The following is a 25,260-nucleotide window of genomic DNA, read 5'->3' on the forward strand; positions in this document are numbered from 1 at the left end:
CGATTACGTCGCAGGTCATCGCGGCCGCGATAACGAAACTGTAAGTTGCCGCTCCATAATACGGAGACTATTTGATGCGCGCGCATGTAAATCGTGCCGTGATGCTTGGCCGCAAAGGACGACGACTGATGAGACCCGACACATGGAGATGGATCGCTGTCGGACTTTGTCTTGCGCTGTTTGCGGCCGACACCGTGTTGAAGTCGCCGGAAAAGCCCAATCATATGGTGTTTTTCGAACTGCGTCGGGGCGATAGCCCGACCATGATCGGCATGATGCGCGATGATCTTTTCAGACTGCCGGGCTTCCGTGCCAGCCGCCTTCAGCAGGCGCTGGCGCAAGGACAGCCGTTAACGGTTTGGCAATACGCGTTAAGAAAGAGTGACGACGGCAGCTATCAGGCGCTGCCGGACAAGCAGATTCAGCTGACCTCGGACGACGCGTCGCGAATCACGTTTGGTGCGAGCATCCGGCTGCCGGATAACTAGCCTTGCTCGATCGAGCGCCCGCATCTGGGCGCGGATCGTTTCGCTGCGATCTTCGGACCAAGCGTCGGTCCGATGAGGCGGACGAGCGCACCAACGTGCTTCGTGACGAAGAGCGTGTGGAGCCCGACAGCAGGATCATCATCCACGAGCGCGATTGCGACTAAAGGGTCGCGCCGGCCACGGCGGCAAGGGCGCGGAACGGATTGTCGACCAAAGCAAGCCCCGGGAGAACCCGGGGCTTTTTTGCGACCGCGACATGGCTATCTGCCGTCGAAGTAGGCCAGCCTTCTTGGGACGCTCAGACCCTGCGATCGCCGACACTGGGGAACCCGACCGCGAGCCCGTCAGGCCACGACAAGCTCAAGGTGCAGCGAGGCTGCAACACTTGAGCTGAATTTACTGTGAGCCACAGAGCTGTCCTGGACAAAACCATGATCTCGAAACACGCTGCACGTGCGATCGGGATTTGGCTTCGTGCACCGCTCTGGGGAGCGGCAAGCGAATTTAAGTCCGTTGCGGTCCACGCAGCACAAGAAGCGCATCACAGTCGGTCAGATCGGTTTCGACGGGATTGAACTGGGGCTCGACATGAAATTTTTGACGGGGTTGCTTGCGGTTGTCCTCTTGCTGGCGGGGATGAGCGCCAGTCAAGCCGTGGTCCGCATTGCCGATGACCGTGGCGGCCGGATTGGAACCTACGTCGACAAATACCAGGGCCTGCGGTCTTCGGGGGAATACGTCATCATTGATGGGCTCTGCGCGTCGGCCTGCACGATCGTTCTCGGTGCGATCCCCCATGACAGGATTTGCGTCACCTCCCATGCCAGCCTCGGCTTCCATGCTGCCTGGGATTTCGGTTCCAATGGCCGGGCCGTCACCAACCCGGAAGCCACCCAGATGCTCTATTCCATGTATCCGTCACCGATCCGGCGCTGGATCTCCCAGCGCGGCGGCCTCACCCCACGGATGATCTTCCTGCGGGGGAGGGAGCTGCAGACGATGTATCGGCCCTGCTACATGGACGCCCAGGCCTCATCGCGCGCGCCCCAGGGCACCGCGCCCAACGTGCCGGCGCTCTCGCCGGCGGCGGCCAAGGCGTCGGCATCCCACTAATCGGGCTCGTTCAGCACGACGTGATCCGTGACGCTTGCCCCGGGAGCTTGGCGGGCCTATCTCGGGGGCAGCGGCCGATGATCTCAGGCATCGGTCTTGCGAGCACGCCATGATCCAGCCCGTTTCATCGCCACAACAGATGCCGTCGACACTCCCTGGCGCGCGGCGCGGAGCGCAAGCGGCCGGGCTTGCCGCCGGCATCGTAGCCGTCGGTCTGGTCGCGGGCGCAGTGGTGCTGTGGGCCCGGTATGGAACCGCTGTGTTCTTCGAGACGATCGTCTCCGGCCTTGAGGCCTGTTTCTGAGTCGGAGGTGAAGCCGTCATGAGCATCGAGCGTAACGCGGCCCGTCCGCTGGTGATCGTCGGCGCCTTCGCTGCCAGCCTGCTGGTCGGGTTCGCGTTGCTGTTTCTGGTCATGGGCGGAGGTCGGAACATCGCCGCACCGGCCGCGATCGGCGGTCCGTTCCAGCTGACCGACCAGAACGGGCAGACGGTCACTGAAAAGAGCCTGCAGGGGCGCCCGACGCTGATCTTTTTCGGCTTTACGCACTGCCCGGACGTCTGTCCGACCTCGCTGTTCGAGATATCCGAAGTGCTGCGGGCGATGGGCCAGGATGCCGACCGGGTGAATGCCTATTTCATCTCGGTCGATCCCGAGCGCGACACGCCGTCGGCAATGAAGGATTATCTCTCGAGCTTCGATCCACACCTGAGGGGCCTGACCGGAGACCCCGAAGTGATGGCCAAGGTCATCTCGGAATACCGGGTCTACGCCAAGAAGGTGCCGCTGAAGGACGGCGATTACACGATGGATCATACCGCCCTGGTCTATCTGATGGACCACGACGGCCGGTTCGTCGCCCCCTTCAACCTGAAGCGGACCCCGGACGAAGCCGCATCCGAGCTCAAGAAATACCTTTAGGTCCGGTTAACGCCGCACGAGCCCGATTCCGGCCGCGCAATCAGCCCTCGAAAATGCGACAAGATGGTCTATAAGGCCGGTGATCCCCGATATCGCCGATGCTGACGACCTTGTTCCAACGCGCATACCATTCTCTGTCGAGCTGCGCCCTTATGGCGGTCGTGGTCGTCTGCGTCGTGCTGGCGTCCGGCAGCCGGCAGGCCTGCGCCCAGACCTTGCCCAAGCCACCGGTGGAGGCCGCGCCGCAGGCGGTGCCCGGCTTCTGGGACCCCAGGCGACGGCCAGAACGGCCGGATCTGTCGCGCCTGACTGTGATCCGCTTCCTGACCGAAACCGACTATCCGCCGTTCAACTTTACCGGCCCTGACGGTAACCCGGCCGGCTTCAACGTCGATCTGGCGCGGGCGATCTGCGACGAGATCAAGGTGACCTGCACCATTCAGATGCGCCGGTTCGACACCCTGCTCGATGCGCTCGCCTCCAACAAGGGCGACGCGATCATCGCCTCCATCGCGGTGACGCCCCAGATGCGCGCCAGGGTGGATTTTTCCGATCCGTATTACCGCGCGCCGGCGCGGTTCGTGTCGCGTAAGGACGCGGTGATGACGGATATCAGGCCGGAATATCTCGAAGGCAAGAAGGTCGGTGCCGTCGCCGGTTCGGCGCATGAGGCCTATCTGAAGGCGATGTTCACCGACGCCGAGATCAAGTCCTATCCGAATGACGAAGCCCTGCGCCAGGCGCTACGCCGCGGCGAGGTCGATCTCATCTTCGGCGATGGCATATCGCTGGCGTTCTGGATCAACGGCACCGATTCGGCCGATTGCTGCGCCTTCTCGGGTGGTCCCTTTGTCGAAAGCCGCTATTTCGGCGAGGGCGTCGGGATCGCGGTCCGCAAGGGCAACGATCTGTTGCGGCAGGCGCTGAACTGGGCCTTGTTCCGGGTCTGGGAAAAGGGCCGCTATACTGATCTGTGGCTGCGCTATTTCTCGATCAGTCCGTTCTGATCACGGACGTCATTCGGGGGCACGCGAAGCTCGCGCCGCCCAGGAATGACGGCCAAGAATGTCGCTGCGCTCCCCCGTCATTGCGAGGAGCGGAGCGACGAAGCCATCCAGATGCCCTTCGAGGCTGGATGGCTTCGCTTCGCTCGCGATGACGCTTGTGTTAATTTTCTGCTCTTTTGGAAGCCGGTACTTCAGATGTCCACGATCGACCTCGTCACCATGAGCCCGAGCGACCTGCGTGCGCTCGCAGAACAATCCAACGCCTGGCCGTTCGAGCAGGCGAAAGCGATCGTGGCGCGGCTGAAGAAGCACCCGAAAGACGAGGTCCTGTTCGAGACCGGCTACGGTCCCTCGGGCTTGCCGCATATCGGCACCTTCGGCGAGGTCGCGCGCACGACCATGGTGCGCCATGCCTTCCGCGTGCTGACCGAAGACAAGATCAAGACCCGCCTGCTCGCCTTCTCCGACGACATGGATGGCCTGCGCAAGGTGCCGGACAATGTGCCGAACCAGGAGCTGCTCGCGCAGCATCTCGGCAAGCCCTTGACCAAGGTGCCCGATCCGTTCGGCACGCATGACAGCTTCGGCGCGCACAACAACGCGCGGCTGCGCGCCTTCCTCGACCGGTTCGGCTTCGATTACGAGTTCGCCTCATCGACCGAGTACTACATGTCGGGCCGTTTCGACGCCGCGCTTTTGCGCATGCTGGAACGGTTGGAGAAAGTGATGGCGATCATGCTGCCGTCCCTGCGCGAGGAGCGGGCAGCGAGCTATTCGCCGTTCCTCCCCGTCTGCCCGCGCACCGGGCTCGTGCTCTACGTGCCGATCGTCGAGCATGACGTGAAGGCGGGCACGATCTCCTACGACGACCCGGAGACAAAGGAGCGTGTCACGTTGCCGGTGACGGGCGGACACTGCAAGCTGCAGTGGAAGCCGGATTGGGCAATGCGCTGGCATGCGCTCGGCGTCGACTATGAGATGGCCGGCAAGGACCTGATCGACTCGGTGAAGCTGTCGGGCAAGATCTGCGCGGCGCTCGGCGGCACGCCGCCGGAGGGCTTCAACTACGAACTGTTCCTCGACGAGAAGGGGCAGAAGATCTCGAAGTCCAAGGGCAACGGGCTCACCATCGACGAATGGCTGCGCTACGCCTCGCCGGAATCGCTGTCGCTGTTCATGTATCGCGAGCCGAAGGCGGCGAAGCGGCTCTATTTCGACGTGATTCCGCGCAATGTCGACGAGTATCAGCAGTTCCTGGAGGGCTTTCCGCGCCAGGATGCCAAGCAGCGGCTCGGCAATCCGGTCTGGCACATCCATTCCGGCCATCCGCCGAAGGCTGATATGCCCGTCACCTTCCAGCTGCTGTTGACGCTGGTGTCGTCGTCGAATGCGGAGAATGCCGAGACCTTGTGGGGCTTCATCGGCCGCTACCGCCCCGGCGTGACGCCTCAGACGCATCCGAAGCTGGATGCGATGGTCGGCTATGCCATCAACTACTACCGCGATTTCGTCGCGCCGACGAAGGTGTTCCGCGAGCCGACCGAGAGCGAGCGCGCCGCGCTGCAGGACCTGCGCGATGCGCTGTCGAACCTGCCGGCTGATGCGCCTGCCGAGGAGATCCAGAACGTGGTCTATGAGATCGGCCGCCGCGAGCCGTTCCTCGATCACGCCAAGAAGGGCAAGGACGGCCGTCCCGGCGTCTCGCTCGACTGGTTCAACATGCTCTATCAGGTGCTGCTCGGCCAGGAGAAGGGGCCGCGCTTCGGCTCCTTCGTTGCCGTGTACGGCATCGCCAATGCCGTTGCCATGATCGACGGCGCGCTCGCGCGCTCGGCGTAGTCGCAGGGACCGTACCGGCGCTTGATGTCAGGTCCCGGGCGCTGTCAGCGTCATCCGCGCCGGTGCGTCGCTCACGGCGCGGCCGAGCGTCAGCAGCACGCGGTTGATCGGTGTCGGAATCCGGTGCCGCTCGCCGGCCGCGACCACGGCGCCTGTTAGAGCCTCGATCTCGAGCGGCCGGCCGGCGATCCGGTCGAAATACATCGAAGTGCCGGCCTCAGGCGGATAGGTGAGGAGCGTTACCAATAATTGTTCCGGCTCATCGTCCGGAAAGCGCGCGCCAGCGGCACGCGCCACGGCTGCGGCTTCCTTCAGAATATCGAGACACAGCGCCTTCACGTCACCGCGCCGGAGCACCGCCTGTCGCTGCAAGGTCAGCGCCGTGACGGGATTGGCCATCGCGTTGAGCAGCAGCTTGCGCCAGACCAGCGTCTTGAAATCCGAGGTCACGAGAATTCGCATGCCGGTGCCGTCGAGCAGTGCGGCGAAAGCGCGGCCGTCTTCGTCATCGCTGACCGCAAATTCATGGTTGCCGGCGCGGCGGAGGCGCACGCGATCAGGCGCGAGGCGTTCGCCGTTGTAATAGACGATGGTCGGTACCACGGCCGCATCTCCGACGAATGGCGCCAGCCGGTCCGCATGTCCGATGCCGTTCTGCAGGGTCGCGATGCGGGTGCCGGGACCGCAGAGGCGCTGCAGCCAGGCTGCGGCGGTTTCGGTGTCCTGCGTCTTCGTGCACAGCAGAACCCAATCGACCGGCTTGCCTTGGTCAGGATCGGTCAGTGAGCGGATCGGGACCTCAATCGCTCCTTCCGAGTGCTCGACGACGAGGCGGTCGATCGGCCGCCTGACACAGGCGATGACGTCGTGGCGATCGAGCGCCGCCAGCTGTCCCGCGATCACGCCACCGATGCTGCCGAGACCGATCACGGCCACCACCGTCCGTTCAGAATCTCCAGTGCTTGCCATGTCGCGCGGCCCTCCCATTGCATTCCGGAGGGGTATCGTCGCGAATCCCGACGGGAATTCGAGGGCAATTTCAGCCAACCGCACTCACAGCTGGGTGACTACGCAGGCGGCCAGTGGAGCGATTGACGAGCGCAGCGCTGGCCGCCTGGGCGAAGCCGCTTGGCTCAGATCATCTGCAGCACGAATCGACGGTCGAGTTGCTGCACGGGGCGCGCGTTCATCGGATAGAGCTTTGCGAATTTCGCCACATCCGCCTCCGCGACCTCGATCGGATCGGTCAGCAGCAGCCACTCGACGACTTCCGAACAAGGCGGCGTCGTCAGCGAGCCGGCGTAGCGATAATATGAGCGCCGCATCGGCAACAGCGCATTCGGGTTGATGCGGGCATCCGCCTTGATCGCGGGCCCTTCCTGCTGCGGCATCGTCGCGACGATCTGCGCAAAGGCAGGATTGGGACGTCCCGTGGTCATCAGCACACCGACAACGGCGAGGCCGCCCGACGCAGCCCGGTGCACGAAATGGGCTTCCATCGGAAAATTCTTGCCGCCGATCTGATGTTCGCTCGGCCGGTGGAAATGCACCTGCAGCAGCTTGTAGGTGGTGTCATCGAGCTTCAGCGTGCTGCTGCCGTCGGCGAAATTGAGCTGGATCGTATGGCCGTTGTTGACGATGGTCTCCGCGGTTTTGCCCCAGGAGAGTTTCAGGTTCGGCAGGCGGGCCTTGGTCGGGTTTTCGATATCGACCGGGGATTGCTGGGTCCCGACCGCGCAGACCTTGCTGGCCGCGTCGAGGTCGCCCCATTTCGCAGGGCCGGTATTGCCCTCATAGCTCCAATGTTCGCCTTCCGCTGCGAAGCCGGGCGTGGCGCAGACGGGGCAGAGCGCGAGGCCGGCAAGGGCCTTCAATGCGTGACGACGGTTCATGGGCAATCTCCGGACGAAGTGTGATGAAAAAAATAAAGGGGGCGACATCAGCGGGGCCCGCCATTGGGCGAATCGCCGGTCCCAGGAACGCATGAAACGCGTTAATCTTTGCTGATCGGGCCATCCTCGTCCTCCCGCCATGGTGAGGACAGGGGACAATCTCTGCGAGCGTTTTTAGGCAGCCACCCGGGCAAACGGTTCTTGAGTTCGGTCGCACCTGCCGATACGGTCCCGGCTCGACAAAAACGTCAACGAACTCAACACCCCGGCAGGACCGCTGCGAGATGCCCAAAATCTACAAGATCTGTCCCGCGCCTGCTTGGCGCGAGGCCGAGCGGCAGGGCGTCTATCGCGGCAGCGCGGATGATCTGCGCGATGGCTTCATCCATTTTTCCACCGCGGCGCAGGTGCCGGAGACGGCGCGCAAGCATTTCTTCGGGCAGACGGCGCTGTTCCTGGTTGAGGTCGAGGCGGATACCCTCGGCGATCGCCTGCGCTGGGAGCCTTCGCGTAATGACGAGCTGTTTCCGCATCTCTATGGCGAGCTCGATCTCGTCGCGGTTACCGCGGTGCACCAGATGCATGCGCGTCCGGACGGCACCCACGACATTTCCGGGCTCGTGCCGTGATTCGCGCCTTCGATACCGTGTCATTACCGCTGCTGCGCTGGCTCGATGCCGAGGATGCGCATCGGCTGGCGATCCAGGGCCTGAAGCTGCTGCCGGCGATCCGGCCGCGTGCTGACGATCCCAAGCTGGCGGTGCGCGCTTTTGGGCTGAACTTTCCCAACCCGGTCGGCATGGCCGCGGGCTTCGACAAGAACGCCGAGGTGCCGGACGCGCTGCTGCGGCTCGGCTTTGGCTTCGTCGAGATCGGCTCGGTGACACCGAAGCCGCAGAGCGGCAATCCACGGCCGCGGCTATTCCGGCTGGAGCGGGACGAAGCGGTGATCAACCGGATGGGCTTCAACAATGACGGCGCTGAGCTCGTGCTGCGGCGGCTTGCCGGCCGCGCTCATCAGGGCGGCATCGTCGGGGTCAATGTCGGGGCCAACAAGGATTCCACGGACCGTGTGGCCGATTATGTGCGGCTGATCGAGACCTTCGCGCCGGTCGCGAGCTACTTCACGGTCAACATCTCCTCACCCAACACCCCGGGCCTGCGCAACCTGCAGCAGGCAGCGCAACTCGACGATCTCTTGGCCAAAGTGCTGGAGGCGCGCGATCGCGTGAAGGCGAAGGCGGGCGATACGCCGGTGCTGCTGAAGATCGCGCCCGATCTCAGCCTCGCCGAGCTCGACGACGTGGTCCATGTTGCGCGTTCGCGGAAGGTCGACGGCATGATCGTCTCCAACACGACGCTGTCGCGGCCCAAGAGCCTGCGTGAGCAGGTGCGGGCCAAGGAGCAGGGCGGGCTGTCCGGACGGCCGCTGTTCCGGTTGTCGACGCGGATGGTCGCAGAGACGTTCGTGCGCGCGGAGGGCGCGTTTCCGCTGATCGGGGTCGGTGGCATCGATTCCGGCGGCGCGGCGCTGACCAAGATTCGTGCCGGGGCCAGCCTGATCCAGCTCTATTCGTCGCTGGTCTATAAAGGGCTGGGTTTGATCGAGAGCATCAAGGCCGACCTCGCCTCGACCTTATTGCGCACCGGACGAGAGTCGCTGTCGGAGATCGTCGGTGCCGACGCGGCGACCATTACTGCGGAAGATTGGCCAGTTTAGCCTCCGTCCTATTCCGCTGCCATTCCCCGACAAGCGCTGGAGATGGCGAGAGTTCAGGCCTTCCCAAACGATGCCTTCATCAGCGCCGGATAGCGCAGGCCCTGCAAACCGCCGCGCGCGGCGTAGTGAGCGAGGAAGGCGAACCATAGCCCGGTGTTGCCGGTGCTGCGCAGTGCGAACCAGGTAAGCAGGAAGATGCCGAGCGACGCGATCATGAGGTTGCGCATGTCGCGCACCCAGGTCGCGCCGATATAGATTCCGTCAAACGCGAAGGCGAACACCGCGAGCAGCGGCGATACGATCACGAAGACGAGGAAGTCGCGGGCGGCGAAGCGCACAGCAGGACTCGCCGTCATCAGCTCGATCAGCGCCGGGCCGAACAAGGCCAGGGTCGTGCTGACCATGAGCGAGAAGCCAAAACCCCAGGCGAGGATCAGCCGGGTCGCGCCGCTGAAGGCGCGCCGGTCGCGGGCGCCGATGGCGTAGCCGCAGAGCTGCTCGGCGGCGTTGGCGAGACCATCGAGAAAGAAGGCGCTGACGAGGAGGAAATTGTTCAGCACCGCGTTGGCAGCCAATGTGATATCGCCGGCGCGCGCGCCTTGGGCATTGAAGAACAAGAACACCGTGATCAGCGCTGCGGTGCGGATCATGATGTCGCGGTTCACCGCGAGCATCCGCCTCACGCCGTCGCCGTCGAGCAGCGCCTTCCGCGATAGCGCGATGCCGTCCGGCAACAGCCGTCGCGCCAATGCGACGCCCAGGATGAGGCCGACCGCTTCCGCGACCACGGCGGCGATCGCGGCCCCGGCGATCCCGGCGTCCAGCACCAGGACGAGGAGCAAGGTCACCGCGACATTGGTCAGGTTAATGGCGATCTGTACCGCGAGCGCCAGCCGCGCGCGGGCCTGGCCGATCAGCCAGCCGAGCACGACGTAATTGGCGAGGGCGAGCGGCGATGACCAGATGCGGATGGTGAAGTAGGTCCTGCCGGCGCGGGTCACCGCCTCGCTTCCGCCCATCGCGCTGAAAAGCACGCCGAAGAGCGGCAATTGCAGCACGATCAGGATGCTGCCGATCCCCGTAGCGAGTGCGAGACCGCGCACCAGCACCACCTGCAATGCGTCGCGTTCGCCAGCTCCGAGCGCTTGCGCGGTGAAGGCGAGCGTGCTCATCCGCAGGAAGCCGAACAGCCAGAACAGGCAATCGAAGATCACGGAAGCCATGGCGACGCCGCCGAGCAGGCTGGCTTCGCCGAGACGTCCGATCGCGGATGTCGCGACGATGCCGATCAGCGGCGTGGTCAGGTTTGCGACCATGGCCGGGCCCGCGATCGCGAATACCTGCGCGCTGGTCACGTTGGACTTTGTGAGTCCCGGGGAATGCAATGGACGCTCGCTTGTTCGTTCGCCGGACTCTTGCGGCGTGAGCGCTCGTTTATCGGCGATTCCCTACCGCCGCTAGAGCGCGATGCTCATGCCGTCATGCGCGGCTGTGTAGGGCAGCGCGTCCAGGCGAGACAGCATGTCGTCGCTCATATGGGTGAGGACGAGGCGCTTGGGACGGATCTCGTCGAGATGCGCTTCCAAGGTGGCAAGGCTGAGATGATTCTTGACGGCCTTGTCGTAAGTATAGGCTTCGGCAATGAACAGGTCGGCCTGCCGCCCAAGCGGAACCAGCGTATCCGTCCACTCGGTGTCGGCGCTGTAGGCGACGATGCGGCCTTCAGCCTCGATCCGGTAGCCCAGGAACGGACCGCCGGATTCGCCATGGACGACGGGGTAAGGCGTCACGGCGACCTCGCCGAAGCGGACTGTCTGCTCGGGTTCGAGGCTCACGACCGAGAGTTCGAATTTCTGCCGAGTCTTGGACGAATTCTCGAACAGCGCCTCCATGACCTGCGTCAGACGCGTTGCGATGCTCGTCGGGCCGGCAATGACGAGCGGCTTCGTTCGGCGCGAAAATTGCGCATCCAGCAGGAAGAAGGGCAGGCCGGCGAAATGATCGCCATGGAAATGCGTGATCAGGATCAGCTCGACATCGTTGCGGACGATGTCGAGCCGCTTCAGCGCCGCCAATGACGACGTGCCGCAATCGATCAGCAGGTTGGTGCTTTCGCCGGTGAGATGGAAGCAGGTGTTGAAGCGGCCGCCGGAGCCGAAGGCATCGCCGCAGCCGACAAAGCGGAGCTGCATCGGCAACGATCCCTCATCTGCCGCGCGGCGTGAAGATCCGCGACAGGAGCCAGATCGGGATCACGATGACGGCGCCGAGCAGGAAATAGCGCCAAAGCCAGTTGATCGCGTCGAAGCCGAGCTCATAGAGCCGCCGGACCAGGAGGCGAATGCTGTTGAGAATGTTGAGCGGATCGAAGCCGATCGCCGACAGCACGACGCCGACCAGGATCGACAGGAGAATGAGCCGGAAAGCGACCGACAGCGGCGAGCCGCCGAGAAAGCGGTAGAGGCCATCCTGGCTGCTGCGAGCCGGATAATCCCTGACGTCGTTCGACATGCCATCGTCTCCCCGGGGGCAAATGCGTGAAGCCCATTATAGGCAACGCGGAGCAGGTGGGGAACCCGCCGCGTCGCCGCAAGCGGCTTACCGGCTTTTAATGCGAGATCATGGTGCGGCCACGCTTTCTGCCTTCAGCATCCGCTCCAGCGTCTCTAGCCGGTCAGCTTCGCGCGGCGGCTTGTCCCAGCGCAGCCGGTTGATGCGCGGAAAGCGCATGGCGATACCGGATTTGTGCCGCGCCGAACGCTGCAGTCCCTCGAAGGCGACCTCGAGGACCAGCCCCTGGTCGGGCTCGTGCACGACCTCGCGCACCGGGCCGAACTTCTCGACCGTGTTGCGCCGGACGAAGCGGTCGATCTGCAATAGCTCCTCGTCGGTGAAGCCGAAATAGGCCTTGCCGACCGGCACCAACTGGTCGCCGTCATCGCCTGCGGTCCAAACGCCGAACGTGTAGTCGGAGTAGTAGGATGAGCGCTTGCCGTGGCCGCGCTGCGCATACATCAGCACGGCGTCGATGATATCGGGATCGTGCTTCCACTTCCACCATTGTCCCTTCGGCCGGCCCGGCAGATAGACCGCGTCACGCCGCTTCAGCATGACGCCTTCGACCGCGTCGGCGTCCTCCCCTGCGCCGGCCGCGGCGGGATTGGCGCGTGCCGCCTTCAGCTCGCCCCAGCTTGCAAACGCAATGGTCGGCGACAGATCGAGCCTGATATCGTCGAGCCGCTTGACGAAGGCTTCAAGGTGCTCGCGGCGTTCGGCGAAGGTCAGTTCGCGCAGGTCGTTCTCCTCGTCGGCCAGCAGGTCGTAAGCACGCAGATGGATGGGATACTCCTTCAGCAGCTTCGGCGAGACCGTTTTCCGGTTCAGCCGCTGCTGTAGCACGTTGAAGCTCTGCACACGGCCGTCGCGAAGCACCAGCAATTCGCCGTCGATAGCGGCCGGCAGATGCAGCGAGGGCAAGAGGTCCGGGAAGCTGCCGGTGATGTCCTCGCCGCTGCGCGAATAGAGCCGCGTGACCATGTGGCCTTGTGGGTCACGTCCGCTGACGGCCTGGACGCGGATGCCGTCCCACTTCCATTCCGCGATGTAGTCAGTGGGATCCATATTGGTGAAGTCCTCGTCCTCCAGCGCATGGGCCAGCATCACCGGGCGGAACGGTGCGGGATCACGGTTCTCCGGCTTCTCGCCGCGGCCTTCGAGCCAGGCGAACAGGTCCAGATAAGGCGGCGACAGGCCGGGCCAGATCAGCTCGATCTCGTGCGGGTCCTTGTCGCCGAGCGCGGCGGCCGCGGTCTTGGCGAGCCGCGCGGAGATGCCGATCCGCAGAGCGCCGGTGACGAGCTTCAGCAGCGCCCAGCGTCCGGTCTCATCGAGTTCGTCGAGCCACCGCGCCAGCTGCCGCGGCAGGTCGGTCTTGCCGAGCGTGCGCAGCGTGGTGACGACGTCGGTGAGAGTCGGTGGCGGAGGGCTGTTGTGGAAGTAGGGTGGCCGCGGTTCTTCACTCGCATCGGACTCGCGGTACCCCCCTTCCTGACCCTCCCCCACAAGGGGGGAGGGAACGGTGAGAGCAGTGATCGAGGCGGAATGCGTGTTGGTCGAGCCCGTGCTCGAAATTGTCCGAGATGGAAACTCCGTACGCAACGCGGCTCCCTCCCCCCTTGCGGGGGAGGGGTGGGGAGGAGGGCTCAGGAAAGATTGCCCATGATCGCCCTTCGGCCACATCAGCGCCACCGTCTCGGAGAGGTCGCCGACATAATCATAGGACAGCGCAAACAGCATCGGGTCGGTGCGGGCGGCAATGAGGTCGCGGATCAGTGCGGGCTTGGCGTGCTTGAACGACAGCGCGCCGGTCAGCGCCGCCAGCGCATAGCCGCGATCGGGATCCTCGACCTCGCGGAAATAGGACGTGATGAGGCGCAGCTTGTTGTTGCGCCCGGGCTCGTAGGCGAGACGGTCGAGCAGTTCGGCAAAGCGGTTCATGCCTCTGCTTCCTCTGCCGCTGTCAGCACCTCGGTCTCTTCCTCATCGCCATAGCCGACGAGATCGAGCGGCCGTGCGGCGAGCCCCTGCGATCGGCACCAATGCACCAGCGCGTCTTCCTGCCCATGCGTGACCCAGACCTCGCGGGCGCCGGTCGCCGCAATGGTCGCAGTCAGCCCGTCCCAATCGGCATGGTCCGAAATCACCAGCGGCAGCTCCACGCCGCGTTGCCGGGCGCGGGCGCGCACCCGCATCCATCCAGACGCAAAGGCCGTGACCGGATCGGGAAAGCGCCGGGTCCACAGATCGGAGGTCGCGCTCGGCGGCGCCAGCGTGATCGTGCCGGCAAGCTCGGCCTTCTTCCTGCCCTTCACGGGACGCAACTCGCCGAGCGGGACGCCCTGTGCCTCATAGTAGCGGGTAATCTTCTCCATCGCGCCGTGCAGATAGATCGGCGCATCGTAGCCGGCCTCGCGGATCAGCGCGATCACACGTTGGGCTTTCCCAAGCGAGTATGCGCCGACGAGATGGGCGCGCTCCGGAAACAGTGCGACGGATGCCAGCAGCTTTTTCACCTCCGCCGCGGCATCGCCATGCCGGAACACCGGCAGGCCGAACGTTGCTTCGGTAATGAAGACATCGCATTGCACGAGCTCGAAGGGTGCGCAGGTCGGGTCGCGCGCATCCTTGTAGTCACCGGAGGCGATGATGCAGGTATCCTTGCACGATACCTTGATCTGGGCCGAGCCCAGCACATGCCCGGCCGGGTGGAAGCTGACCGTGACATCGCCGAGCTTGATCGTCTCCCCATAGCGTATCGCCTGCGTCGAGCCGGCAAAATGATCGCCGTAACGCAGCCGCATGATGTCGAGGGTTTCCTGCGTGGCCAGCACCGCACCGTGGCCGGCGCGGGCATGGTCGGAATGGCCGTGGGTGATCAGGGCACGTTCGACCGGTCGCGTCGGATCGATATGGAAGCCGCCGGCCTTGCAGCACAGGCCGGCGGGGACGGGCATCAGGATGTCTTGCGGGCGCATGTCGATCATATATAGGAACCTCGATGCATCAATCGAGACCGCCTCAACTCAGTTCCGTCATGCCCGGCCGCTTGTTCCTGTCCTCCGGCGATCTGATCGCCGATCGCCGCTATGAATTCGCGCGTGACCTGCAGCTGAAGGGGGATCTCGCCGCCGCGGCCGAGGTGCTGGAGCAGGCGCTCGAGGTGGCGCCGAATTTCGCGTCCGCCTGGTTTGCATTGGGGGAAATCCGGGACGACATGGGCGAAGCCGATGCGGCGATCGCCGCCTTTCAGAAGGCCTGCGTCGCCGATCCGGATGATCATCACGGCGCCGGCGTGCGCTTGATGCGTCTTGGCGCCAAGCCGCTTTCGGACATGCCCAAGGCCTATGTGCAATCGCTGTTCGATCAATATGCCCCGCGCTTCGAACAGGAGTTGATCGAGCGGCTGCACTACTGCGCGCCTGAGATCCTGTTCAAGGCGGTGCTTTCGGTGCGCGCGGCGCAGAAGAAGACCGCCTTTTTCAAACGCGCCGTGGATCTCGGCTGTGGCACCGGCCTCGGCGCTGCGGCTTTCGCCAAGAATGTCGATACGTTCATCGGCGTCGATCTGTCTCCGGGCATGATCGAGCAGGCCCGAGCCACCGGCCTCTATGCCGAGCTCGACGTCGATGACATGACCGCGGCCTTGCTAAGGCAGCGGGATGCAAGCGCCGATCTCGTGCTCGCAGCCGACGCGATGGTCTATGTCGGCGAGCTCGCGCCGGTTCTGCAGCAGGTGCAGCGCGTGCTCATGCCCGGCGGTCTGCTTGCCTTTACCGTCGAGTCTCACGACGGGGATGGCGTGATCATGGGCGGTGGGCTGCGTTATGCCCACGCTGCGGAATATATCCGCAATGCGACCGCGTCAGCGGGATTGACGCTTTCACATCTCGTGCCGGCGAGCCCGCGCACGGAAGATCAAGTGCCGGTGCGCGGCCTCGTTGTGGTCGCGACGAAAGCTTGAGTTGTTGCGCGACATCATGAGTTGATCGCACTGCACTCTGCGACGTGCGGCAACTTCATGCTTGCCGCGTGCTTCCCGATGTCGAAGGATGAGCGCCTAGGGAGGACACAACAAATGAAAAATCGTCAGACACGGCGCCAATTCTGCGCGACCGCACTTACTGCCGTTGGTGTTGCGACCATTGCCGCCCCTTGCGTCTGGGCTGCCGAGAAGAAATACGACGCTGGCGCCAGCGACACCGAGATCCGGCTCGGGCAGACCGTGCCGCATTCCGGACCCGGCTCGCTGTACGGCGTGCTTGGGCGCGTCGGCGAAGCCTATTTTCAGATGCTGAACGAACAGGGCGGGATCAACGGTCGCAAGATCAAGTTCCTCACCATGGACGATGCCTATAGTGCCCCGAAATGTGTCGAGGCGACGCGGCGGCTGGTGGAGCAGGAGGAGGTGCTGGCGCTGTACGGCTCGCTCGGCACCGCACCGCAGACCGCCGTGCACAAATATCTCAACGCCAAGGGCGTGCCGCAGCTTCTGCTCAACACCGGCGCCTCGAAATGGAACGATCCGAAGAACTACAAATGGACCATGGCCGGGCTGCCGCTCTATCCGACCGAAGCGCGCATCCTCGCCAGGCACGTGATCAGCGTGAAGCCCGAAGCCAAGATCGGCATCCTCTATCAGAACGATGATTTCGGCCGCGATTTCCTGGGGCCATTCAAGAAGGTGCTGGCTGATGCCGGCGGCAAGGCGGAGGTGATCATGGAGCAGACCTATGATCTCACCGATCCGACCATCGATTCGCAGCTGATCAACCTGTCGAAATCGGGCGCGGACGTCTTCTACAACATCACCACCGGCAAGGCGACGTCGCAATCGATCCGCAAGGTGGCTGAGCTCGGCTGGAAGCCGCTGCAACTGCTGTCGGCCGGTTCGACGGGACGCTCCATCCTGAGCGCGGCCGGCTTCGAGAACGCGGCGGGTATCGTCGCCATCCGCTACTCCAAGGATGCCGGCGTGCCGCGCTGGAAGGACGATCCGGAGGTAAAAGGCTTCGAGGCGCTGCGGGCCAAATATCTGCCCAATATCGATCCCGACAACACCATCGCCTATGCCGGCTACGGGCAGGCGGCCACGATGGCCGAGATCCTGCGCCGCTGCGGCGACACCCTGACGCGCGAGAACGTGCTGAAACAGGCCTCGACCCTGGCAGGATTCCACTCGCCATTCTTCATCGACGGCATCAATTACGACTACACGCCGGACGACTACACACCGATGAAGACGCTCTATATCTCCATCTTCGACGGCAAGGACTGGCAGATCTCGGACAAGCCGGTGACGGAATGATGAGTGATCCTCATGGCGAGGAGCGCGTCAGCGTCTCCGGACGATGCTGCGCATCGCCTCGCGAACCCTGAGGCTCGATGCGGCCACACGCTTCGAGACGCCCGCCAAACTCGCGAACTCCTCAGGGTGAGGGGAAAGCGCGAAACGCGACCCGGAAGACCGTGACCAGTCTGCCCTCGACGAAACCATGGGGACGGCTTACCTGTTGCAGGTGCCGCTCCGCGTCAAACCAGTGCTGACCGATGACGCCGCCGCGCCGTTGCCGGACCATTTCCTGAAATGGTTTGCGACGCGCGGATGGGCGCCGCGCGCGCATCAGCTGGCCTTGCTGGAGAAGGCGCGCGCAAACCGCTCGGCGCTCCTGATCGCGCCGACGGGGGCCGGCAAGACACTGGCGGGATTTCTGCCGACATTGGTGGAGCTGGACCCGCGAGCGGATCGCCGAGCCGCAGCCTCGCCCGCCGCACAGCCTGCTCTTTCCGCTGCGTCACCCCTTGTGGGCTCCGAGGCGAGCGAAGCTCGCTCTCGCTCTCAAGAGCGGGGAGGCGTCACGAGCACCGGCCGCGGTGTCATCCGTAGCAGCGGCCTGCATACGCTCTATATCTCGCCTTTGAAGGCGCTTGCGGTCGACATCGCCCGTAATCTGCAGACTCCGATCGCCGAGATGGGCCTGCCGATCAAGGTCGAGACCCGCACCGGCGATACCCCGGCCTCGCGCAAGCAGCGCCAGCGCTGCTATCCGCCGGACATCCTGCTGACGACGCCGGAGCAGCTGGCGCTGCTGCTATCGTCGGCGGACGCGCCCTATCTGTTTTCCTCGCTCAGGCGAGTCGTGCTCGACGAACTGCACGCGCTCGTCACGTCCAAGCGGGGCGACCTGCTGTCGCTCGGTCTCGCCCGCTTATGGCGGATTGCCCCTGAGTTGCGCATGATCGGCCTGTCGGCGACGGTGGCCGAACCGGAGCAGCTGGCGCGCTTCCTTATGCCGCAGCCGGCCGGAAGGTCCGAGGCCGCCGATGTCGTGCTCGCCGGCGGCGCCGCGCCGCCGGTCGTACAGATGCTCGATACGCGCGAGCGGCTGCCGTGGGCCGGCCACAGCGCGCGCCACGCACTGGCTGAGATGTACGAGCTGATCAAGGCCAACAAGACCACGCTGATCTTCGTCAACACCCGCAGCCAGGCCGAGATGCTGTTCCAGGAATTCTGGCGCATGAATGACGATAATCTTGCGATCGCGCTGCATCATGGTTCGCTCGATGTCGCGCAGCGCCGCAAGGTCGAGGAGGCGATGGCGGCCGGCAGGTTGCGCGGCGTGGTCTGTACCTCCTCGCTCGATCTCGGCGTCGACTGGGGCGACGTCGATCTCGTCATCAATGTCGGCGCACCGAAGGGCTGCTCGCGGCTGATGCAACGAATCGGCCGCGCCAATCATCGGCTCGACGAGGCCTCCCGCGCTGTTCTGGTGCCCGCCAACCGCTTCGAGGTGCTGGAATGCAGCGTCGCGATCGATGCGATCGCCGACAATGCCCAAGATACGCCGCCGTTGCGCACCGGCGCCCTCGACGTGCTGGCGCAGCATGTACTGGGGTGCGCCTGCGCTGAGCCGTTTCTCGCCGACGAGCTTTATTCGGAGGTGATCACGGCTGTGCCCTATGCGGCGCTGTCGCGCAGTGATTTCGACGACGTGCTCGATTTCGTCTCCACCGGCGGCTACGCGCTCAAGACCTATGAGCGCTTCGCGCGCATCAAGCAGGACAGCCAGGGTCGTTGGCGCGTCGCCAATCCCAAGGTGCGGCAGAGCTATCGTCTGAACGTCGGCACCATCGTCGAAGAAGCGATGCTGAAGGTACGGCTGGTGCGATCGCGCGGAGGCGCTGCCGGCTCGGCGAGCGCGATTGCGCGCGGCGGGCGACTGCTTGGCGAGATCGAGGAGGCGTTCATCGAAGGCCTCACCTTCGGCGACACCTTTGTGTTCAGCGGCGAGATCGTGCGTTACGAGGCGCTGGTCGAGGATCAGGTCTATGTCAGCCGGGCCAATGACAGCGATCCCAAGGTGCCGTCCTATATGGGCGGCAAGTTTCCACTCTCGACCTATCTCGCCGATCGCGTGCGCCGGCTGCTCGATGATAGCAGCTCGTGGAGAGCGTTGCCGGAGCAGGTGCGCGACTGGCTCTCGCTGCAGAAGGATGTCTCGCGCGTGCCGGCGCGACGCGAGCTCCTGGTCGAGACCTTTCCACGCGGCAACAAGCACTACCTGGTCTGCTATCCCTTCGAAGGCCGGCTCGCGCATCAGACGCTCGGCATGTTGCTGACGCGTCGGCTGGAGCGGGCGCGGGTGCGTCCGCTCGGCTTCGTCGCCAACGAATATGCGCTTGCGGTCTGGGGGCTCGGTGACATGTCGCTGATGGTTCGCGACGGCCGACTCGATCTCGCCGCTTTGTTCGATCCGGACATGCTGGGCGACGATCTCGAGGCCTGGCTTGCCGAATCGGCGCTCATGAAGCGCACGTTTCGATCGTGTGCGATCATTTCCGGCCTGATCGCGCGCCGCTCCACCACGGAGGAGAAGACGCGACGCCAGGTGCTGTTCTCGACCGATCTCGTCTATGACGTGCTGCGCAAGCATCAGCCGGATCACGTGCTGCTGCGGGCTGCGCGCGCCGATGCCGCGACGGGCTTGCTCGACCTGCGCCGGCTTGGTGATATGCTCAAACGCATCGAGGGGCGAATCACCCATCGGGAACTCGATCACGTTTCGCCGCTCGCAGTGCCGGTGATGCTGGAAATCGGCCGGGAGTCGGTCTATGGCGAGGCGGCCGACGAGCTCCTGGCCGAAGCCGCCGACGAACTGGTCAGGGAAGCGATGGGGTAAGCGCATTGCTCCAAGCGTCGCTTCGCGGCACGAAAGAGCCGTTGGAGAAGCACGGCAGGGAACAATGAAGTTGCGGGGCGATAATTCATCCACATCGTCATGCCCGGCCTTGTGCCGGGCATCCACGTCTTTCTTTGCCGAGCAAAGACGTGGATGGCCGGGCCAAGCCCGGCCATGACGAACTCTGTGGTTCGACCGGTTGTTTCCTCCGGCAGAGTGGATGTCGCTGGCGTCTCGCTGCTCGCCGATCTCTCCGGCGCCTTGTGGTGGGACGACGAGCGGCTGCTCGTCGTTTCCGATTTGCATCTGGAGAAAGGCTCAAGCTACGCCGCGCGCGGCACTTTGCTTCCGCCCTTCGACACCGCAGCCACTCTCGCGCGGCTCGCTGGCGCGATTGCGCGCTACAATCCGAAGCTCGTGATCGCACTCGGCGACAGCTTTCATGATCGCGATGCGCACATGCGGCTATCGGGTGATGACCGCGCCTCGATCGCCGATCTGCAGGTCGGGCGCGACTGGCTCTGGATTGCGGGTAATCACGATCCTTCGCCGCGCGATGTCGGCGGCAGTGTGGCGGATGAAATCGCGATCGGCGCAGTGACCTTCCGCCACGAGCCGACCGGCGCGCGAGGCGAGATCGCGGGGCACCTGCATCCCAAGGCACGCGTGGCGACACGGGCGCGCAGCGTGGAGCGGCGTTGCTTCGTCTCCGACGGCGAGCGCGCGGTGATGCCGGCCTTCGGCGCCTATGCCGGCGGCCTGAGCGTGCGAGACGCGGCATTTGCAAAGATTTTTCCGAAGCGATCCTTCATCGCCCATGTGCTCGGCGACACCAGGCTGCACAGCATCGCCGCGGCGCGGTGCTATTAGAATTAGGGTTTATCGTAAGCGCCCGCGAATCCGGTGCGCCCTCTCCCCCGCTTGCGGGGGAGAGTCGGAGTGGGGGCGCCACTAGCACCGCTCGTGTGACGGCCCCCTCCCTAACCCTCCCCCGCAAGCGGGAGAGGGAACTTACTGTCCGTGGGGCGCGACGCTCGCGATCGTCGGCAACGGCCTACGCCGCCTTGGCCTGGGCCTTGTCGCAGAACTCCGCCAGCCGCTCAGCCAAACGCAAGGTCGCCGAGCTCGCATCGGGCGAGGCGACCAGCGCGAGTTCGGTGTGCTCGATCGGCGCGAAGCCTTCCTTGGTGGTGAGCACGCGATGGTCGGCTTGCACCGACATGTCGCTGAGAATGCCCAAGCCGAGACCGGCGGCGACCGCGGCCTGGATGCCGGCCAAGCTCGACGACGTATAGGCCATGTGCCAGGCGCGGCCGGCGGTTTCGAGCGCGTGGATGGCGCGCCTGCGATAAAGGCAGCCGGGCGGGAACCCAATCAGCGGCAGCGACGGGCTGTCGAGGTCGACCGGGTGGCCCTTGCTCGTCACCCAGTAGACCTCTTCCGGCCAGGCCGCGATCGCCGCCCTTTCGTCGTCGGCGCTGCGCTTGAGCAGCGCGAGATCGAGATCGCCGCGCTCGAGATCGCGTTTCAGATAGAGGCTCTGGTCGGCCCGTACGTCGAGCCGCAGGTGAGGATGCGCGCGGGAAAACGAGGCCAGCAGCCTCGCCAACCGGTAGGCGGCGAAATCCTCGGGGATGCCGAGCTTCACCGCGCCATCGGCCCCCGGCCGCCCGACCACGTCGCGGGCCTCTTCGGCCAGCGCCAGCAGCCGCCGCGCGTAGGACAGCAGCCGTTCGCCGGCTTCGGTCGGGGTGACGTCCTTGCCGTTGCGGTTGAGCAGGATCTGGCCGAGATCCTCCTCTAGGCGTTTGATCTGCTGGCTGACGGTCGATTGGGTGCGGTGGACGCGCTCGCTCGCCCGGGTGAAGCCGCCGGCTTCCACCACCGAGACGAAGCTGCGAAGCAGGTCGAGATCGAGCATATCTGCCCCATTCAAAAAACCACTGGAGTTAAGTTTATCATTTAATTTCCAAATGGGAAGCGGCGGCCGTACATGGGTGGGTAAAGGAGAATGCCGGTGTCGCTTGCCCCCTCGGTTCCCATCTCGCGCTCTGGGTTGAATTACCTGCCGGTCGAGATCGGCCTGTTCTGCCTGCTCTGGAGCTTTGCCTTCGTCGCCGGCAAGATCGGCGTGACCTATTGCCCGCCGCTGCTGCTGCTGGCCGCGCGGTTCTCTCTGGCCGGCATCTTGATTCTGGCGGTTTCGGCCATCCGCCGCGACGCCTGGGCGATGTCCTGGCGCGATGCGATCGTGTTCGCCGTGATCGGCATCGCCAACAACGCGCTCTATCTCGGTCTCGGCTATACCGGCCTGAAGACGGTCTCGGCCGGGCTCGGCGGCCTCATCGTATCGGCCAATCCAGTGTTCACCGCTGTATTCGCCGCACTGTTGCTCGGCGAGGCACTCACCTGGCGCAAGGTCGCAGGCCTCACGCTCGGCATCGTCGGCGTCGCCATGATCGTCTGGCACCGGATGTCGGTCGGCACCGACCAGCTTGACGGCATCCTCTACACTTTGGCTGCGCTGGCCTCGATCGTATCCGGCACCATCCTGTTCAAGCAGCTCGCGCCGAAGGGAAGCCTGTGGATCGGCAACGGCATTCAGAACCTTTCGGCCGGCATCGTGCTGTGGCCGTTTGCGTATGCCTTTTCCAGCGCGGATGCGGTCACGCTGAACCCGCAGCTGATCGGCGCTTTCGCCTTCCTCGTCTTCGGCGGATCAATCCTCGCCTATGTGCTGTGGTTCCATCTCCTGAAAGTGTGTGGCGCGATCGCCGCCAGCGCCTATCACTTCCTGATGCCGCCCCTGGCGATGATCTTCGCCTTCCTCGTGCTCGGGGAGCACGTCGCGTTGCAGGATCTGTTCGGCGTCGTTCCCGTCGCGCTCGGCATCTATCTGGTGACGCGCGCGCCGGCTCGGGCGGTCCAAGCTGTGGGAGTCAAAGCATGAACCTTTCCATCACGCTGATCGGCGGCCCGACCGCCTTGATCGAGATCGACGGCTTTCGCCTTCTCACCGATCCGACCTTCGACCAGCCGGGCAGTTATCAACTGCCTCACGTGAAGCTGGAGAAGCTGATCGGTCCGGCGCTCGGGCCTGATACGGTCGGTGAGATCGATGCGGTGCTGTTGAGCCATGACCAGCATTCGGACAATCTCGATCATGGTGGCCGCGATTTTCTCAGGCGAGCAGCCCGGGTGCTGACCACGGAGATCGGCGCCAAGCGGCTGGAAGGTCATGCGGAGGGGCTTGCGCCCTGGGCAACGACGCAACTCACCAAGGAGGGCAAGACGCTGACGGTCACCGCGACGCCAGCGCGTCACGGTCCGGCCGGTATCGAGCCGTTCGCCGGCGACGTCATCGGCTTCGTGCTGCAGCCGCAGCAAAGCGCACCGATCTATGTCAGCGGCGACACGGTGTTCTATGACGGAGTTGCCGAAGTCGCGCGTCGCTTCAAGGCGGGTGTGGTGCTGCCGTTCGCGGGCGCGGCGCAGACCCGCGGGCCGTTTCATCTGACGATGGATACCAACGACACGATCGAGACGGCACGCGTCTTTCCCGACGCGCTGATCGTGCCCGTTCACACCGACGGCTGGGCGCATTTCCGGCAGAGCGCGCAGGACCTGCGAGCCACCTTCGATGCACTCGGCTTCGGCCCGCGGTTGAAGCTGCTGGAGCCGGGGGTGCGGACCGCGATCGAGGTGTAGTGGTCGATTCCGTCATGTCGAGGAGCGTCAGCGACGAAGCCTCGCTGGCAACGATGGACAGGATCAATCGCGCCTGAATACGATCGACGCCATCCATCCGGTCATCAGCGCCATGGCTGTCGTGACGAGGCCATAAATCAAGCCATTTTGCCGCGCCGTGGTCGCCACGAACTGTTCGAAGCCGATCTTGACGATTTCGAACGCGGTTTCGGTCTTGCTGATGAAAGTGCCGTTGGCGAACAGCTTGATCTCCACCTCATAGGTGCCGATCGGCACGGCGGCCGGCAGCGGAATGCCGGTTCGGAACAAGGTCGGCGTCAGGAAGGTAACGGCCGAAGTATCCTCGCGATAGAGGCCATGCTGCGACTGCAGCCGCACGAAAGCGCTGCGGAAGGCATCGTTCGGTACCACGTCGGCATAATCCGGACCCACCCGCTGGGTCAGCAGCACATTGTTGAGTCCAAGCTGCTGCCGGCGCTGCACCTCGGGCGGCGCGATCGCCTCGAAAGACCGGTTGGCGAACAGCGCGAGATAGCCGGGGACTTTCAGAAACTGCCGCGAGTCGGTGTTGATCCAGATGCCGAATTTGCGTTCCTTGCGCCGCGTCACCATGTCGGCGCGCGGTCCGAGCACGGTCACGACCAGATCGTAGCTCGCCCGCATCGACGGCGTCTGCGCATCCTTTTCGACCGAGCCGAACAGCACCAGCTCCTCGCCGGCGTAGTTCGGCGTCACGGTGACCCGGTGATTCGACACCGAGACGATCAGTCGCTCGGCTCGTGCAGGAGCAGTGGCACTGAGCGCAAGGGCCAGTGCCATGCCTGCAATGAGCCGGCGCGCGCTCATTCGCTCACTCCCGTCTCGCGGATCGTGAACAGGTCTTCGGGCCGGATCACGAGTTCGACGGCAAAGCGGATACCGACCGCGAGAATCAACAGCCCGAGCAGCAGACGCAGTTGCTCGCTGCGGATCATCTGGCCGGCGCGGGCTCCGAATTGCGCGCCGGTGACGCCGCCGACCATCAGGATCAGGGCCAGCACGGCATCGACCAGATGATTGCTGATTGCGTGCAGCATGGTTGCGATGAGCATGGTCGCGAGCGTGAGCACCATCGAGGTGCCGATCACGGTCGAGGTCGGCACCCGCAGCAGATAGATCAGGAGCGGCACCAGGATGAAGCCGCCGCCGATGCCCATTACCGCGCCGAGAAAGCCGATGATGACGCCGATGACGATGACGGGAATGACCGAGACATAGATCTTGGAGCGCTTGAACCGCATCTTCAGGGGCAGCCCGTGGATCCAGACATGGCTGCCCGGCCGTCGTACCGCGACGAACTCGCCGCGGCGCGTGCGCAGCAAGGCACGCACGCCCTCCCAGACCATCACCCCGCCGACCGATGTGAGCAGAGCGACATAGGAAAGCGCGATCATCAGGTCGAGTTGGCCGAGGGCGCGCAACAGCGTGAAGGTGGAGACCCCGAGCGCTGTGCCGATCGCGCCGCCGACCAGGAGCACCGAGGCCAGTGACGGATCGATCGCCCGCCGCCGCCAATAGGAGAGCGCGCCGGAAAAGGATGATGCGGCGATGTGGCTGGACACCGAGGCGACGGCAACGCCCGGTGTGATGCCGACGAAGATCAAGAGCGGGGTCATCAGGAAGCCGCCGCCGATGCCGAACATGCCGGAGACGAAGCCGACCGCCGCGCCCATGGCGAGCAGCAGGAAGATGTTGACCGGGATATCGGCGATCGGGAGATAGATCTGCACGCGCGTCAGCTCGTGGTCGGGACTCGTGGCTCTTTTCGCGCGAGCAGCCCGCCGCTCACGCGCGTG

Annotated in this window: 24 protein-coding genes; 14 read left to right on the forward strand and 10 right to left on the reverse strand. The window is 64.5% G+C overall.

Translation table 11 applies throughout. The features are described from left to right. The first annotated feature begins 74 nt into the window (after nt 1-74). The 6 genes from QXZ85_RS24060 to QXZ85_RS24085 all read left to right on the forward strand — a co-directional run bounded on the left by QXZ85_RS24060 (nt 75) and on the right by QXZ85_RS24085 (nt 5,369). Nucleotides 75-488, forward strand: coding sequence for a hypothetical protein (locus QXZ85_RS24060; RefSeq protein WP_315702775.1), 414 nt, complete (start codon nt 75-77; stop codon nt 486-488). A 588-nt stretch (nt 489-1,076) separates the two neighbouring features. Further along, the gene (locus QXZ85_RS24065) at nt 1,077-1,601 is read left to right on the forward strand and encodes a hypothetical protein (RefSeq protein ID WP_315703178.1); all 525 of its coding nucleotides are present in this window, start codon (nt 1,077-1,079) and stop codon (nt 1,599-1,601) included. A gap of 109 nt (nt 1,602-1,710) precedes the next feature. Beyond that, nucleotides 1,711-1,905, forward strand: coding sequence for a hypothetical protein (locus tag QXZ85_RS24070; protein ID WP_315702776.1), 195 nt, complete (start codon nt 1,711-1,713; stop codon nt 1,903-1,905). A gap of 18 nt (nt 1,906-1,923) precedes the next feature. Beyond that, entirely contained in the window at nt 1,924-2,523 is a 600-nt protein-coding gene (locus tag QXZ85_RS24075) for an SCO family protein (protein ID WP_315762531.1), read from the forward strand. A gap of 98 nt (nt 2,524-2,621) precedes the next feature. Further along, nucleotides 2,622-3,530, forward strand: coding sequence for a transporter substrate-binding domain-containing protein (locus QXZ85_RS24080; RefSeq protein ID WP_315702778.1), 909 nt, complete (start codon nt 2,622-2,624; stop codon nt 3,528-3,530). A gap of 195 nt (nt 3,531-3,725) precedes the next feature. Further along, nucleotides 3,726-5,369, forward strand: a complete 1,644-nt coding sequence (locus tag QXZ85_RS24085; protein WP_315702779.1) for a lysine--tRNA ligase — start codon at nt 3,726-3,728, stop codon at nt 5,367-5,369. A gap of 27 nt (nt 5,370-5,396) precedes the next feature. Here QXZ85_RS24085 and QXZ85_RS24090 read toward each other — a convergent pair whose 3' ends face one another. After that, complete coding sequence (locus QXZ85_RS24090) at nt 5,397-6,338, reverse strand: 2-dehydropantoate 2-reductase (RefSeq protein ID WP_316164965.1); 942 nt, start codon at nt 6,336-6,338, stop codon at nt 5,397-5,399. A gap of 164 nt (nt 6,339-6,502) precedes the next feature. Continuing rightward, nucleotides 6,503-7,261, reverse strand: coding sequence for a carbonic anhydrase family protein (locus tag QXZ85_RS24095; protein WP_315702781.1), 759 nt, complete (start codon nt 7,259-7,261; stop codon nt 6,503-6,505). A 284-nt stretch (nt 7,262-7,545) separates the two neighbouring features. Here QXZ85_RS24095 and QXZ85_RS24100 point away from each other — a divergent pair, with 284 nt between their 5' ends. After that, nucleotides 7,546-7,890, forward strand: a complete 345-nt coding sequence (locus QXZ85_RS24100; protein WP_315702782.1) for a DUF952 domain-containing protein — start codon at nt 7,546-7,548, stop codon at nt 7,888-7,890. Further along, nucleotides 7,887-8,981 carry a quinone-dependent dihydroorotate dehydrogenase gene (locus QXZ85_RS24105; RefSeq protein WP_315702783.1) on the forward strand — a complete coding sequence of 365 codons (1,095 nt, stop codon included), beginning with the start codon at nt 7,887-7,889 and terminating at the stop codon, nt 8,979-8,981. The genes QXZ85_RS24100 and QXZ85_RS24105 overlap by 4 nt, the downstream gene beginning before the upstream one ends. A gap of 53 nt (nt 8,982-9,034) precedes the next feature. Here QXZ85_RS24105 and QXZ85_RS24110 read toward each other — a convergent pair whose 3' ends face one another. From QXZ85_RS24110 to QXZ85_RS24130, 5 genes are all read right to left on the reverse strand, one after another. Then, the gene (locus QXZ85_RS24110; protein WP_315703179.1) at nt 9,035-10,297 is read right to left on the reverse strand and encodes an MATE family efflux transporter; all 1,263 of its coding nucleotides are present in this window, start codon (nt 10,295-10,297) and stop codon (nt 9,035-9,037) included. Nucleotides 10,298-10,438: 141 nt separating this feature from the next. After that, a complete protein-coding gene (locus QXZ85_RS24115; RefSeq protein ID WP_315702784.1) occupies nt 10,439-11,173 on the reverse strand; it encodes an MBL fold metallo-hydrolase in 735 nt (244 codons plus the stop codon). A 13-nt stretch (nt 11,174-11,186) separates the two neighbouring features. After that, nucleotides 11,187-11,492, reverse strand: a complete 306-nt coding sequence (locus QXZ85_RS24120) for a DUF6460 domain-containing protein (RefSeq protein WP_315702785.1) — start codon at nt 11,490-11,492, stop codon at nt 11,187-11,189. Nucleotides 11,493-11,600: 108 nt separating this feature from the next. Next, entirely contained in the window at nt 11,601-13,478 is a 1,878-nt protein-coding gene (locus tag QXZ85_RS24125; protein ID WP_315702786.1) for a cisplatin damage response ATP-dependent DNA ligase, read from the reverse strand. Further along, nucleotides 13,475-14,515, reverse strand: a complete 1,041-nt coding sequence (locus QXZ85_RS24130; protein WP_315703180.1) for a ligase-associated DNA damage response exonuclease — start codon at nt 14,513-14,515, stop codon at nt 13,475-13,477. Before QXZ85_RS24130 ends, QXZ85_RS24125 begins: the two co-directional genes overlap by 4 nt. Before the next feature lie 59 nt (nt 14,516-14,574). On the opposite strand from QXZ85_RS24130, the gene QXZ85_RS24135 reads away from it, so the two are divergent. From QXZ85_RS24135 to pdeM, 4 genes are all read left to right on the forward strand, one after another. Further along, a complete protein-coding gene (locus tag QXZ85_RS24135; RefSeq protein WP_315702787.1) occupies nt 14,575-15,501 on the forward strand; it encodes a class I SAM-dependent DNA methyltransferase in 927 nt (308 codons plus the stop codon). A 114-nt stretch (nt 15,502-15,615) separates the two neighbouring features. After that, nucleotides 15,616-16,845, forward strand: a complete 1,230-nt coding sequence (locus QXZ85_RS24140; RefSeq protein WP_316175039.1) for an ABC transporter substrate-binding protein — start codon at nt 15,616-15,618, stop codon at nt 16,843-16,845. A gap of 187 nt (nt 16,846-17,032) precedes the next feature. After that, the gene (locus QXZ85_RS24145) at nt 17,033-19,717 is read left to right on the forward strand and encodes a ligase-associated DNA damage response DEXH box helicase (RefSeq protein WP_316175037.1); all 2,685 of its coding nucleotides are present in this window, start codon (nt 17,033-17,035) and stop codon (nt 19,715-19,717) included. A 174-nt stretch (nt 19,718-19,891) separates the two neighbouring features. Continuing rightward, the gene (pdeM, locus tag QXZ85_RS24150) at nt 19,892-20,587 is read left to right on the forward strand and encodes a ligase-associated DNA damage response endonuclease PdeM (protein ID WP_315745187.1); all 696 of its coding nucleotides are present in this window, start codon (nt 19,892-19,894) and stop codon (nt 20,585-20,587) included. A gap of 184 nt (nt 20,588-20,771) precedes the next feature. Here pdeM and QXZ85_RS24155 read toward each other — a convergent pair whose 3' ends face one another. Then, nucleotides 20,772-21,638 (reverse strand): LysR family transcriptional regulator, encoded by an 867-nt coding sequence (locus tag QXZ85_RS24155; protein ID WP_315702791.1) that lies wholly within the window; start codon nt 21,636-21,638, stop codon nt 20,772-20,774. A gap of 96 nt (nt 21,639-21,734) precedes the next feature. On the opposite strand from QXZ85_RS24155, the gene QXZ85_RS24160 reads away from it, so the two are divergent. Both QXZ85_RS24160 and QXZ85_RS24165 read left to right on the forward strand, forming a co-directional pair. Continuing rightward, on the forward strand, nt 21,735-22,667 hold the full coding sequence (locus tag QXZ85_RS24160) for a DMT family transporter (protein WP_316175035.1): 933 nt from the start codon (nt 21,735-21,737) through the stop codon (nt 22,665-22,667). Then, nucleotides 22,664-23,425 carry an MBL fold metallo-hydrolase gene (locus tag QXZ85_RS24165; RefSeq protein ID WP_315702793.1) on the forward strand — a complete coding sequence of 254 codons (762 nt, stop codon included), beginning with the start codon at nt 22,664-22,666 and terminating at the stop codon, nt 23,423-23,425. The genes QXZ85_RS24160 and QXZ85_RS24165 overlap by 4 nt, the downstream gene beginning before the upstream one ends. A 63-nt stretch (nt 23,426-23,488) precedes the next feature. Here the strand turns inward: QXZ85_RS24165 and QXZ85_RS24170 are convergent, their stop codons facing one another. Together QXZ85_RS24170 and QXZ85_RS24175 are read right to left on the reverse strand one after the other, a co-directional pair. Beyond that, entirely contained in the window at nt 23,489-24,271 is a 783-nt protein-coding gene (locus QXZ85_RS24170) for a TIGR02186 family protein (RefSeq protein ID WP_409977458.1), read from the reverse strand. Continuing rightward, complete coding sequence (locus QXZ85_RS24175) at nt 24,268-25,194, reverse strand: sulfite exporter TauE/SafE family protein (RefSeq protein ID WP_315702794.1); 927 nt, start codon at nt 25,192-25,194, stop codon at nt 24,268-24,270. The genes QXZ85_RS24170 and QXZ85_RS24175 overlap by 4 nt, the downstream gene beginning before the upstream one ends. Nucleotides 25,195-25,260: the final 66 nt, after the last annotated feature.

The sequence above is a fragment of the Bradyrhizobium sp. SZCCHNGR1005 genome (genome assembly GCF_032489995.1).
GTDB lineage: Bacteria > Pseudomonadota > Alphaproteobacteria > Rhizobiales > Xanthobacteraceae > Bradyrhizobium.